Raw genomic sequence first — 12,522 nt, forward strand, 5'->3', positions numbered from 1 at the left:
GGGATCAGCATGAAGCCAAAATTTTTTGGACATTTGACACTGCGTCTCGCCACTCTTTTCGAGCGTGGACAGCGGCAGAAATTGCGCACCCCTGAGGTGTTTCCAGAGCACGAGCGCGAGCGCCCGACCAGTGAATACGAGATGTACTATTGGGGATTCAGCCCTGCACCGTGGTATTGAGGCCCATATATGAGCTATGTCATTGGATACACTTGGCATTTGCAGCTTATTCAGCCGGTCGATCTGAGGCGCAGCTTAGCGCGCTGCGCTGAGACGGGGGCGGTCGTCTTCGCATTCCTGTTCCTGTTCGCATTTGTCGCGGGACTGGTCTGAGGGGAGCTCAACGAGCAGGACCAGGGATTGTTCGCGTCCCAGAATCCTCTTGAGGGAGAAAATCAGGTCATGACCGCAGTCCTAATCTTGCCGGGGCTATTCGGATCGGATGAGGCACACTGGCAGCAGCATTGGTTGCGGGACCAGCCTGACAGCCTATGCGTCGTTCAGGATGATTTCAACAATCCGAGGCTCAGTGATTGGATGCTGCGTCTGGAAGAGGCGCTCGATGCTGTCGGCGAGGCTTATATCGTTGCCCACAGCCTTGGCTGCCTGCTCGCCGCACACCTCGCCGGGAGAGGCGCCGCCAGACAGGTCAAGGCCGCGCTGCTCGTCGCGCCCTGTGATCTAGAGCCGACCCACACTCTTCACCCCGGGAAAGTCCTCTTCGGCGACATGCCGATGGGGCAATTGCCTTTTCCCACTAAAGTCGTTGGCAGCCTCAACGACCGCTACATGTCGCTCGACCGCCTGACGCTGGTCGGCCGTTGCTGGGGCGCAGAGATAAAGAATATCGGTAACGCCGGACACATCAACACGGCCAGTGGCTTTGGTCGATGGAGCGGCGGTTATCAGCTGCTTGAAGGTATGAAGTCACGCACCCGCCGTCGCAGGTCAGTGGCCGAACTGCCGACGTGCCCGGTTCGGTGACGTCGGCGATGTCCGACTGGTAACACACTGATCACGATCGACTTGCGGTCATCTGACACGCTGCAGATTGTAACGACATATTCAGAAGCGCCAGGATTTCGCGTCTTTTAGCTTCAAAGGCGGGGGCTGTCCTGTCTCGCTTTCTTGGCAGCTGGATCGCAACCTCATCGAGTATCTGACCAGGACGTGGGCGCATGACAACGACCCGGTCTGCCAACGCTACTGCCTCCTCGATGTCGTGAGTAACGAGGATCAGCGTCGGCCGCGTATCATCCCAGATATCGAGAAGATGGTCTTGCAGATCTATTCGGGTAAATGCGTCCAAGGCCGAAAACGGCTCATCGAGAAGCAGGACTTTTGGGCGGGTCACCAAGGCACGCGCAATCGCCACACGTTGCGCTTGACCACCCGAAAGCTCCTTCGGCCACCGCGCCGCATAGGATGAGAGGCCGACCTTCTCCAGCGCCTCATTTACAAGGCCAACCCGGTTGATAGCGGTTTGTTTCGGCAATCCAAAGCCCACATTGCCCGCCACCGTCAACCACGGCAGCAGCCTCGGCTCCTGGAAAATCAGATTGATGCGAGGGTGCGGTTCCAAAATCGTTTCTGCGCCCAGCATCACACGGCCACGGCTTGGGTGATCAAGGCCGCTAACTAGACGCAGCAGCGTGCTCTTGCCGCAGCCGGAGCCGCCGATCACGGCGACGATCTCGCCGGGTCTCACCCGCAGTGAAACTCCCTCAAGAGCGTGCATGCCGCCGGCGAATGTTTTTGAAAGACCCTGCAACGACAACATCAGCTCTGCCCCCGGTTGAAAGTGTCCTGCCAGCGAAGCAAAGGGGCGGTGGCCAAGACCAGCAAGCTGTCGGTTGCCTTGCCGATAATTGCAAAACAGACAATAGCCGCCATGATCTGCGCCGGTTTCCCCAATTGCTGGCCGTCGACGAGCAGGTAGCCAAGTCCTTCGGAAGCGCCCATGAACTCTGCGGCGACAACGAACATCCAGCCAAGTCCAAGACCAGCCCGCAATGCAATCACGTAGGCAGGAAACACCGCTGGCAGCAAAATGCGCCCGACCATCGCAAAACCTGACAGCCGAAAGATGCGGCCGACCTCAACGATCTTGCGATCGACCGACTGCAGCGCGCCGGAAAAGCCAAGATAGACAGGAAAGAACACGCCGACGGCAATCAGCGCGATTTTTGATGTCTCGAAGATACCGAGCCAAAGGATGAACAAGGGCACCCAGGCGACTGAGGGGATGGCCCTTAACGCCTGCAGGGTCGGATCGAGCAACTGGCGAGCCAGCGGAAAATAGCCCGTCAGCGCGCCGGCAATGGTGCCAGCCACGGTTCCGATACAGAATCCCAGCAGGACGCGAAGCGTCGTGATCCACACATGTGTCAGCAACTCGCCACTCTGCAACAGTGCCCAGATTGTCTTCATCACCATCGACGGCGGCGGCATCAACCGTCCACCCATCCAGCCGAGATCGACAGCCACTTCCCAGAAAATGAGTAGACCAGCGGGAATGATAATTGCCTTGGCAATGCGCACGGAAAAAGCCGCGAGCGCCCGTCGTTTGCGGGCGCTCGCGGCTTGCTTATCGATAGTCTGCCTGACTTCGGCTGCATCCGTCATGGAGTGAACCGTAACCCTACCGAGTATCTGTGACGGCAAAGTCCGTATCGATTAGTTCACCTGCCACCTTCTCGACATCCGCCCCTGCCTGTATGACTCCGGCCTTCTGTAATGCCTTTCCAGCCGCGACAACGGTTTCCCTCTGGGCTGTACCGATGGTCGGCTTGGTGAGGTCGGTGCGCTCGAGTTGCTTGTCGATCACGTTTTCCGGTAGCTTCGCTGCCTCGACCAGCGCCGCCTTGAGCGCTTCAGGGTGCTTTAGGGCATCTTGGCGTGCCCGCTCGTATACCGCAATCACGCGCTTCACGATGTCTGGATGCTCTGCAGCGAACGTCTCCGTGGTGTTCAGCACGCCCCAGGTATTGTTCTCGGGCTTGCGGAAAAAGAGCTTCGCGCCCTCTTCGACCTCGGCCGATGCCATCAGGGGGTCGAGGCCCGCCCAGGCGTCAACATCGCCACGCAATAGGGCGAGCTTACCGTCGGCATGTTGCAGCAGCACAAGCTTGACATCCTTTTCTGTCAACCCGGCATCTGCCAGCGCGCGCACGAGGAATATGTGTGGATCGGTGCCACGCGTGACTGCGATGGATTTGCCCCTGAGGTCGGCTACAGACTTGATCGGGCTGTCTGCACGGGTGACTAGAGCCGTCCACTCAGGCCGCGAAAAAACATATATCGATTTGACCGGATTGCCGTTGACACGGGCAATCAGCGCCGCGGCGCCGGCTGTCGAGCCGAAATCGATCGAGCTCGCATTAAGGAATTCCAACGCCTTGTTGGATCCGGCCGACTGCACCCAGGTGATCTTGATGCCGTCATTCTTGAACTCCTTTTCCAGCAAGCCCTCCTTCTTGAGAAGCAGGCTTACCGGATTGTAGGTAGCCCAGTCGATGCGGATCTCTGAAAGCTGGGCCGCCCCTGCAGACCCGGCGACCATGCCGACGGCGACTGCAACTCCCAAGAATGTAGCTCTGATCGTCGACATCATCTGGGCTGCCTCTTGTTTTTGATTTGACGAAAAAATTGTCTTATCGCAATCGTAAGAGAAGGCACCCCGATGCGGGACGCAGATTTCTCTCATTCGGCTGCCTCAACAGGAATAATTTTTCGAGAATAGCTGTGCCGATGGCAGTGGACATCCCGAGCGGTGGGGATAGGCCAACTGATGTCTAGGCCGCGTGCCGCATTCACGGCGACAATGCCACGGGCAAGTGCTGGCCGATGTCGCAGTTGTATACCGAACGAGCCGCGAGACAGGGTCTGCGGATGGGATCGGAGACAAGTTGCAAGGAAAGACGATCTTACGCGTCGGTTGTTTTGCATATACCGACAAAAATAGCACACTAATTTAATAGAGAATATTGCGCCTGCAGCCGCATGCCGTACCCTTGAGAGGAATTCACATCAAGGGCTCTCCCATGCGCAACAAGACTACCTTCATGGCCGCAACATTCGCCGGCATCGCATCGCTGCTGTCATCGACTGCCTTTACGGCGGATGTCGCGAAACCGGTACCAGGTGGCACGCTGGTCTATCTCGAGCAGCAGGCCCACACCAATCTCTATCCGCCGGCCGGCGGCTTCTACCCGAACGGCGGCATCCTCAACCAGATCACTGACAAGCTGACCTACCAGAACCCAAAGACGCTGGAGATCGAGCCGTGGATAGCCGACTCCTGGACTGTAAACACCGATGCCACCGAATATGTCTTCAAGCTGCGCAAGGGCGTGACCTTCTCCGACGGCACGCCGCTCGATGCCGACGCGGTGGCCAGGAACTTCGATACTTTTGGACATGGCAACAAGGCACTGAAGCAGCCGGTTTCCGAAGTCATCAACAATTATGACCACAGCGAAGTTATCGATCCGCAAACGGTAAAATTTGTCTTCAAGAAACCGGCGCCCGGCTTCCTGCAGGGGACCTCTGTGATCGGCTCCGGGTTGGTGTCGTTGAAGACGCTAGGCCTGCCCTTCGAGCAACTCGGCGACGCCACGAAAATCATCGGTTCCGGCCCCTTCACGGTCGCAGCCGAGACCATCGGCAAGGATCTGACGCTGACGGCACGCGGCGATTACAACTGGGGTCCTCAGAAGCTCGTGCATCAGGGGCGCGCCTATCTCGATAGCCTCAAATACATAATTACCGGCGAAGACAGCGTTCGCATCGGCGCGCTGCTGTCAGGGCAAGCGGATTTCATCCGCCAATTGCAAGCCTATGACGAAAAGCAGGTCAGCGACCAGAGCTTCCCGATCTATGCCGCGCCGACCCGCGGCGTCAACGACAGCATTGCCTTGCGACCGGAGAACCCGCTGGTGGCCGACGTGCGGGTGCGCCAGGCGCTTCTGCATGCGACCAACAACAAGGAGATCGTCGAGACCCTGTTTTCTGCCAACTACCCGGCTGCCAAATCCGTGATTTCGTCATCCGCCGCGGCCTATGAGGATCTGTCCGATAAGCTATCCTACGACCCGGCGCTGTCGGAAAAACTTCTCGATGAGGCTGGTTGGGCGAAGGGGGGAGACGGCGTTCGCCAGAAGGACAGCAAGCCACTAACGCTGGCCGTCTACGAATCCCTGCCGCAGCCGCAGAACAAGGCTGTGCTGCAGCTCGTGGCGCAGCAGTGGGCAAAGGTCGGTGTCAAGCTGCAAGTGCTGGCCGGCACCTCGGGCAATGTCGTCGTCGACACCGTCAATCCCGATAAAACGCCGCTGGTGGTTGCCGAAGTCGGCCGCGCCGATCCCGATGTGATCAAAAGCCAGTTCTACCCGCTCAACCGCGATGCATTGCTGCAGAAGGGCGGTCTCAACGCCAAGGCGACCTTCGTCGATGCCAAGCTGAACGGACTCCTGGAAAGCGTTGCGTCGGGAACCGACAGCGCCCAACGCTTTGCCGCCTCCAAGGCGGCGCAGGCATATCTGCTCGACCAGGCCTATGTCATCCCGATCTTCGAAGAGCCGCAAGTCTTTGCCAGCGCGCCTTATGTCCGCGGCATTGCCTTTGAATCCGTCGGCCGTCCAAGCTTCTACGACACCTGGCTTGCCGAACACTGAAACATATCTGGCCCGGCCAGACGTCCGGGCCAATGCAGTTGATGAGGTCTGTCATGCCAAGATATATCATGTTCAGAGTAGGGCAGGCGGTGCTGGTACTCTGGGTAAGCTTCACGGTTTCCTTCTTGCTGCTGCAGGCGATGCCTGGAGATGCGGTGCTGATCAAATTTCAGAATCCGGACTATGGCCTCAGCCCCGACCAGCTGGCGGAGCTCCGTACCGCCTACGCTGCTGATGGCTCGATATTGCAGCAATATTTTCGCGCCATAGGCAAGTTTCTGACGGGCGATTTCGGCTATTCGTTCAAGGCCGGCGTTCCGGTCAGCTCCGAGCTTGCCACCAATCTACCGGCCACCCTGTGGCTTGCCGGCCTCGGCTTTGCGACCGCAACGCTGTTTGCCATGGTCATCGCCGTGCTCGCCAACATCGCCGGCTTCGGACGATTGCGCACCCTCATCCAGTCGATCCCGGCGCTTTTCATCTCTGTACCGGCCTTCTGGCTTGGGATCATGCTCATTCACCTGTTTTCGTTTCGCTTCCACCTCGTCCCGGTAATCAACCCCGGCCCCTGGCAGGGTCTGATCCTGCCGGTGCTGACACTTGCCGTGCCGATCTCGGCGCCGATGGCGCAAATCCTGTTGCGAAACATCGATGAGGTCTTGACGCGGCCCTTTGTCTCGGTGGCCCGTGCCAAGGGTGCGTCGCATGCCTGGGTGCTTTGGCGGCATGTCGCCAAAAACGCGGCGCTTCCCGTCATGACCGTCGCTGGCGTACTGTTCGGCGAACTTTTGGCCGGCGCCGTCGTTACCGAGACCGTCTTCGGGCTGAATGGCATCGGCAGCCTGACGGAACAGGCGGTCAATAGTCAGGATGTCGCTGTGCTGCAGGCGATCGTCGTTATCTCCGCCACCGCCTTCGTGGTCATCAACCTCGTCGTTGACCTCTTGTATCCAGTCTTCGACCCGAGGCTGAGAGTTGCTTTTGGAGGGATCCGATGAGCCTTCTCGATGTAGCCGGACATACCGTCGAAACAGCGGAAACCGGCGTTGGCGCAGCTGCGCCAGCACCAGTCCTGCTGCCCGAACATCGACGCTCTCGCGGGTTGATCCGTCGTCTCCAACCGGGCCTGATCCTTGGCATCATCGTTCTTGCCGTCGTCACTTTGTGGGCCATTGTGCCGGGTCTGTTCACGATCTACGACCCCTTTGCCGGCCAGCCGGGCCAGCAGCTCAAGGCACCGAGCGCGCTGCATCTGCTCGGCACAGATTCGCTCGGCCGCGACGTCTACGGTCGCATCGTCTATGGGTCGATCAATTCGCTGTCAGGCGCGCTTGCGGCCGTCTCCATTGGGCTTGTCGTCGGCACGACGATGGGTATTTTCGCCGGCTCGCTCAGCGGCTGGGTTGATGCCACCATCATGCGCTTCGTCGATGTGCTGCTGTCGATCCCGGCGCTGCTGCTTTCGCTGAGCGTCATCGCGCTACTTGGCTTCGGTACGACCAACGCCGCCATCGCCGTCGGCGTCACCTCAATCGCCAGCTTTGCCCGGCTGGTGCGCTCGGAGGTCGTCACCGTCCGCCGCAGCGACTATGTCGAGGCCGCCTTCGGCAGTGGCGGCACTTTCCTACAGGTGCTCTGGCGCCATATCCTGCCGAACTCCCTGACATCCGTCATCGGGTTTACGGCATTGCAGATCGGCTGGGCCATCCTGCAGCTGGCAACGCTTGGCTTCCTCGGTTTCGGCGCACCGCCGCCGACACCCGAATGGGGGCTATTGATCGCCGAGGGGCGAAATTATATCGCGACCGCCTGGTGGCTGACGGCCGCACCCGGCATCGTCGTCGTATTGGTCGTACTCTCTGTCAATCGTGTCAGCCAAGCCATTGGGAGGGCGCGGATATGACCATCGTTCAGACAGTTAACAACGCCGCCTTGCATGCCCTCGACGTCTCCGGCCTAACGGTCGGCTACGAGGACCGGAACGGATGGCGCACCGCTGTTCATGGCATCGATTTTACCGTCGCCGCCGGCGAGGTTGTGGCGCTGGTCGGTGGGTCCGGTTCCGGCAAGAGTTCCACGGCGCAGGCTATCATCGGGCTGCTGCCCTCTAACGGCCGGCTTGAAGGCGGCAGCGTCCGCCTTAATGGCCAGGACATTGCACGATGGCCGCAGAAGCGATTGAACGGTATTCGCGGTTCGGTCGTCAGCCTTATCCCTCAGGACCCGGGCAATGCGCTCAACCCGGTCAAGACAATAGGCCGACAGGTGGCAGAAATCCTCACCATCCACGGCAAGGCCTCGGGTGCGCAGGCCTATAAGCTCGCCATCGAACTGCTGCATCGGGTCGGCCTCAATCAGCCCGAACTTCGCGCCGGGCAATATCCCCACGAACTGTCCGGCGGCATGAAGCAGCGGGTGCTGATCGCCATCGCCATCGCTCTCAAGCCATCGCTGATCATTGCCGATGAGCCGACCAGCGCGCTGGATGTCACAGTGCAGCGGCACATCCTCGAGCTGATCGACAGGCTGCGGCAGGAATCGGGGACGGCGGTGCTGCTTGTCACCCATGACCTCGGGGTCGCCGTCGACCGCGCCGACCGGCTGGTCGTCCTGCAGCACGGCGTCATCCAGGAGCAGGGCCGCACCGCCCAAATTCTGCGGCAGCCGAAAAGCAGCTATACCCGTCAGCTCTTGGCGGATGCGCCGTCTCTTAACATCAGACGAAGGCTCTTTGCGGCCATTGCCGCGCAGCAGACAGACGATACGCAGCCGGCGAACGATCTCTCGAAGGACATCATCGTCGTCGAAAACCTCGTCCAGGAGTTTGGACAGGGCAGGGGTGCGGGTTTTCGGGCTGTCAACGACATTTCGTTCCGCGTCCGGCGCGGCACCACCCATGCCATTGTCGGCGAATCCGGCTCCGGCAAGACCACGACCATCCGCGCCGTCGCCGGCTTCCAGCGCCCGACGACGGGTAGGATCGTCATCGATGGGTTGGAGCTCGCTTCGCTGAAGGGCGAGACGCTGCGGCTTTTTCGCAAGAAAATCCAGCTCGTCTATCAAAACCCGTTCGGCTCGCTCGATCCGCACCAGACGATCCGCCGGATCGTCGAGGAGCCACTTTTGAATTTCGAGCGGATCGCGCCGGCAGAGCGGCTCGACAGAGTTGCGGCGATGGTGGAAGAGGTCGGCCTGCCGGCCGATGTGCTGCAGCGCCAGCCGCGGGCTTTGTCCGGCGGCCAGCGGCAGCGCGTTGCCATTGCCCGGGCGCTGGTCCTCGATCCGCAGATTCTTGTGCTCGACGAAGCTGTGTCCGCCCTCGATGTTACCGTCCAGGCACAGATCCTGACGCTGCTGGAAAAGTTGCAGCAAAATCTCGGCCTCACCTATCTGTTCGTCTCACACGATCTTTCTGTCGTCCGACAAATCGCCGACACCGTCTCCGTGCTCAACAACGGCAGGCTGGTCGAGGATGGCGCGGTGGAAGACGTTTTCGGCAATCCGCAAAACGCCTACACCCGCGAGCTGCTCGAAGCCATTCCGGGCAAGCGCTACCAGCTGTTGACGCGCGCCGCCCTTACCAGTGCAGGATAATCCCATGACCGCTTGCTCTCAGCCAAAGCGCCTTGGCTTCTTCAGCCGCGTACTCGACCAGACGGACGCACAAACCCGCTATCGCCTTGTCGGCGAACAGATCATCCATGCCGAGAAATTCGGCTTCGACAGCGCCTGGTTGGCGCAACACCACTTTAACGGGGAGGAAGGCGGCCTGCCGGCGCCGCTCATTCTGCTCGCCGATATTGCCGCCCGGACCTCGCGCATCCGGCTCGGCACCGGCGTCATCACCCTGCCGATGGAAAATCCCGTGCGGGTGGCCGAAGACACCGCCGTGCTCGATCTCTTGTCAGGTGGTCGGATGGAGGTCGGCTTTGGCACCGGTGGCACGCCGCAAGCTTTCTTGCCCTTTGGCCTTGAAAGCGCCGAACGCGGACCCGTCTATGCCAGCCACCTCGCCACCATCCGCAATGCCTGGAGCGGCGGCGAGTTGCCGGGGGGCAACAGGCTCTATCCGGGGGCGCCGACCCTCGGGGATCGCGTCTGGCAGGCGACCTTCTCTGTCGGCGGCGGCGAGAGGGCCGGCCGCGATGGCGACGGCCTGATGCTGTCGCGCACCCAACCGCGACCGGAGGAGGCACCGTCTGCAACCCTCTGGGACCTGCAGAACCCGATCATCGACGCCTATCTTGCGGCGTTGCCGACCGGGCGTGCACCCCGCATTCTCGGCTCTCGCAGCCTGTTTGTCGCCGACGACCGGCAAGAGGCGTTGCATCTGGCGGAAATCGGCCTTCAGCGCAGCGTCGAGCGCTTTGTCGCTAGCGGCCATGTCATCGCCGACCGGACGACCGCCGGCCTGATCAAGGCCTTCGACGTGCATGTCGGGACGCCGGATGATGTCATTGCCTCGTTAAAGGCCGACACGGCGCTGTCGCGCGTCACCGATCTTGTCTTCCAGGCGCACTCCGTCGATCCACCACACGCCTATATCCTGCGCTCGCTCGAGCTGATCGCCAGCGAAGTCGCGCCGGCGCTAGGCTGGAGCGGGCAGTCGATTCGACCGCTTGGGCGCCTCAGTGTGGCAACCATGTGATCGCGTTTTCAACAGAAAGGTATTCCCATGACATCGTCAACACCTGACGTCATCGACCTCCTGACCAGAATAAGCTCCGGGTCCAAGATTGATCGCATTCGCAGCGAGCGACCTGAAACACGCGCCAATGCCCAGAAGAGCTATCTAGAGCTGTTCGAGCCAACCGAGCCGGGCGATGTCAGTCGGACTGAGCGCCTGACGGTGGCCGCCTTCGTCGCGGGGCTGCATCGAGCCGATGCGGTGGCGGACTTCTATGCCTCGGGCCTGGCCGAGATTCCTGGCGGCGCGTCGCTTCTCGGCGCCATCAAGGCCGAGGTTGAAAAGGGACGGACGCAAGGGCCTTACGGACGCTTCCCGAGCGGGCCGCTTTCGGCGGAGGACAAGCCGGGGCCGGCCTTCGCCATCTCAGAATTCAACGCCGTGACGCTTGGCAAGACGCTGACGGCAGCGCTGCAGCACAGCCATCTGCTGGTGTTCCGGCCGCGCGAGGCCGGCCCCGCGGCGTTGCAGAGGCTGCTGGATGCCGGCTGGAGCACGACGGCCATCGTCACACTGTCGCAGATCGTCGCCTTCCTGGCCTTCCAGATCCGCGTGGTTGGCGGTCTGACCGCCTTGGCCGCTGCCGGCACCAAGCGACTGGCTGCTCCAAACACGACGGCAACCGTGAACACGTAGGAGACAACTTTGACCGAGACGATCATCCACACCGATATCGACAATCGCCCGAACGCCTTTACCCAGGCCGAGATCGGCTGGACACCCTGGCTTCAGCCATTGGAAGAGGCCGACCTGACCGAACGGCATTGGGCCGGCCTCGTCGATGCGGCCCGCGCGAAATCAAGTTATTTCATGCTGCTTGCCCGTGATCCCGACATCTTGGGCGCCCGCACCAAGGCGGACAAAGACATTTTCTACAACACCAGGTCCGGCTTGCCGCGCGCCGAGCGCGAACTATCCGCCGCCGCCGCATCGCGCTCCAATGGCTGCATCTTCTGCGCCTCGGTGCATGCCCGTTTTGCCTCGCATTTTTCCAGGCGAACGGAGGATGTGCAGCGGCTTCTCGATGAGGGCACCGATGCCGATCTCGGCAGCCGCTGGAATGCCATCGTCGCCGCCTCCGTGGCGCTGACGGCCACGCCCTCCGTTTTTGGAGCTGCCGAAATTGAGCGCTTGCGGACCGAGGGGCTGGACAATCTGGAAATTTCCGACGTCATCCATGGCGCAGCATTCTTCAACTGGGCCAACCGCTTGATGCTGTCGCTCGGAGAGCCAACGCCTGCGGCCTGAAGGGGCTTGCGCGTCCGACCTCTCCCACGATCCTGCCGCAAAGGAAACCAAGCCATGGCTTTTGCCCTCGACCATATTGTCATCGCCGTCAACGATCTGGCGCGGGCCGTTGCGGATTACCGGCTACTCGGCTTCACGGTTTATCCCGGCGGCGTGCATCATGGCGGCGTATCGCATAATGCGCTGGTGGTGTTTGCCGATGGCGCCTATTTCGAGCTCATCGCCTATCATCGGCCCGATCCCGGCAATCCGTGGTGGACGCTGCTTGCTGAGGCCGGCGAGGGCTTTGTCGACTTCGCCCTTGCTCCCGACGACACGCAGGCGGGTATCGCCGCCGCCCGGGCGCGGGGCCTCAGCTTAACAGAGCCCGCCTCCGGCGGACGCGTGCGGCCGGATGGCGTAAGGCTAGATTGGCAGATCGTTCGGCCGGAAACGCGCGACCTGCCCTTCTGGTGCGGCGATGTCACCGCGCGGGATTTGCGCGTGCCTCTAGGCGAGCACCGCAAGCACGCCAACCGCGCTGAGGGCATCGCCGTCGTTCGTGTCGATGTCGCTGACATTGCGGCGAGCGCCGGCCGTTATCGCGCGCTGTTGGGCGACGATGCCGTCACGCGATCCGGCGAGGATATCCGCATCGCCATCGGCACGTCGATTATCGAACTCGTCGGGCCAGACCATGGCGCGGAGCAGGGCCGTCTGCAAACGCGTGGCGAGGGCGTCTCCTCAATCGATCTGCATGGGGGCGTCGCCGCGGATCTCGACATCGGCCGCTCACATCGCGCCGTCCTGCGCATCCGTCCTTAGCGGCGGGTCGTTGCCGGATGATCTAGAGCCGAGGGTTGGCACCCGGTGGTCATCTTTTTCAAGAATTGCGACAGGAGCGGGGCTGCATTTCTTTAGTCTACTCGCTGG

The 12,522-nt window shown here is 61.1% G+C and carries 13 protein-coding genes; 10 read left to right on the plus strand and 3 right to left on the minus strand.

Annotated features, from left to right (window positions below; genetic code table 11):
• Positions 1–9: 9 nt before the first annotated feature.
• Both J5274_RS21310 and J5274_RS21315 read left to right on the plus strand, forming a co-directional pair.
• Positions 10–180 carry a hypothetical protein gene (locus J5274_RS21310; protein WP_153816604.1) on the plus strand — a complete coding sequence of 57 codons (171 nt, stop codon included), beginning with the start codon at positions 10–12 and terminating at the stop codon, positions 178–180.
• Positions 181–402: 222 nt separating this feature from the next.
• On the plus strand, positions 403–984 hold the full coding sequence (locus J5274_RS21315; RefSeq protein ID WP_142831697.1) for an alpha/beta hydrolase: 582 nt from the start codon (positions 403–405) through the stop codon (positions 982–984).
• 31 nt (positions 985–1,015) lie between these two features.
• Here the strand turns inward: J5274_RS21315 and J5274_RS21320 are convergent, their stop codons facing one another.
• Genes J5274_RS21320 through J5274_RS21330 form a run of 3 tightly spaced genes read right to left on the minus strand, consistent with a single transcriptional unit; the run spans position 1,016 to position 3,613 of the window.
• On the minus strand, positions 1,016–1,780 hold the full coding sequence (locus tag J5274_RS21320) for an ABC transporter ATP-binding protein (RefSeq protein ID WP_209185840.1): 765 nt from the start codon (positions 1,778–1,780) through the stop codon (positions 1,016–1,018).
• A complete protein-coding gene (locus J5274_RS21325) occupies positions 1,780–2,625 on the minus strand; it encodes an ABC transporter permease (RefSeq protein WP_142831678.1) in 846 nt (281 codons plus the stop codon). The genes J5274_RS21320 and J5274_RS21325 overlap by 1 nt, the downstream gene beginning before the upstream one ends.
• A 16-nt stretch (positions 2,626–2,641) precedes the next feature.
• Positions 2,642–3,613, minus strand: coding sequence for an aliphatic sulfonate ABC transporter substrate-binding protein (locus J5274_RS21330; RefSeq protein WP_374113751.1), 972 nt, complete (start codon positions 3,611–3,613; stop codon positions 2,642–2,644).
• 430 nt (positions 3,614–4,043) lie between these two features.
• On the opposite strand from J5274_RS21330, the gene J5274_RS21335 reads away from it, so the two are divergent.
• From J5274_RS21335 to J5274_RS21370, 8 genes are read left to right on the plus strand one after another with little or no spacing between them, the layout of a single operon-like run.
• Positions 4,044–5,675 carry a TIGR04028 family ABC transporter substrate-binding protein gene (locus tag J5274_RS21335; RefSeq protein ID WP_374109208.1) on the plus strand — a complete coding sequence of 544 codons (1,632 nt, stop codon included), beginning with the start codon at positions 4,044–4,046 and terminating at the stop codon, positions 5,673–5,675.
• A gap of 53 nt (positions 5,676–5,728) precedes the next feature.
• A complete protein-coding gene (locus J5274_RS21340) occupies positions 5,729–6,673 on the plus strand; it encodes an ABC transporter permease (protein WP_209187807.1) in 945 nt (314 codons plus the stop codon).
• Positions 6,670–7,578 (plus strand): ABC transporter permease, encoded by a 909-nt coding sequence (locus J5274_RS21345; protein WP_142831682.1) that lies wholly within the window; start codon positions 6,670–6,672, stop codon positions 7,576–7,578. The genes J5274_RS21340 and J5274_RS21345 overlap by 4 nt, the downstream gene beginning before the upstream one ends.
• The gene (locus J5274_RS21350; protein WP_142831683.1) at positions 7,575–9,269 is read left to right on the plus strand and encodes an ABC transporter ATP-binding protein; all 1,695 of its coding nucleotides are present in this window, start codon (positions 7,575–7,577) and stop codon (positions 9,267–9,269) included. The genes J5274_RS21345 and J5274_RS21350 overlap by 4 nt, the downstream gene beginning before the upstream one ends.
• 4 nt (positions 9,270–9,273) lie before the next feature.
• Positions 9,274–10,323, plus strand: a complete 1,050-nt coding sequence (locus tag J5274_RS21355) for a putative FMN-dependent luciferase-like monooxygenase (RefSeq protein WP_219274971.1) — start codon at positions 9,274–9,276, stop codon at positions 10,321–10,323.
• Between the two features lie 27 nt (positions 10,324–10,350).
• Entirely contained in the window at positions 10,351–10,998 is a 648-nt protein-coding gene (locus J5274_RS21360; protein ID WP_142831685.1) for a CMD domain protein, read from the plus strand.
• Positions 10,999–11,007: 9 nt separating this feature from the next.
• The gene (locus J5274_RS21365; protein ID WP_142831686.1) at positions 11,008–11,610 is read left to right on the plus strand and encodes an alkylhydroperoxidase domain protein; all 603 of its coding nucleotides are present in this window, start codon (positions 11,008–11,010) and stop codon (positions 11,608–11,610) included.
• 54 nt (positions 11,611–11,664) lie between these two features.
• Positions 11,665–12,414: a VOC family protein gene (locus tag J5274_RS21370; RefSeq protein ID WP_219274972.1), complete on the plus strand. Its 750-nt coding sequence runs from the start codon at positions 11,665–11,667 to the stop codon at positions 12,412–12,414.
• The last annotated feature ends 108 nt before the right edge of the window (positions 12,415–12,522 follow it).

Source organism: Rhizobium sp. L51/94 (genome assembly GCF_019355555.1).
Lineage (GTDB): Bacteria > Pseudomonadota > Alphaproteobacteria > Rhizobiales > Rhizobiaceae > Rhizobium > Rhizobium rhododendri.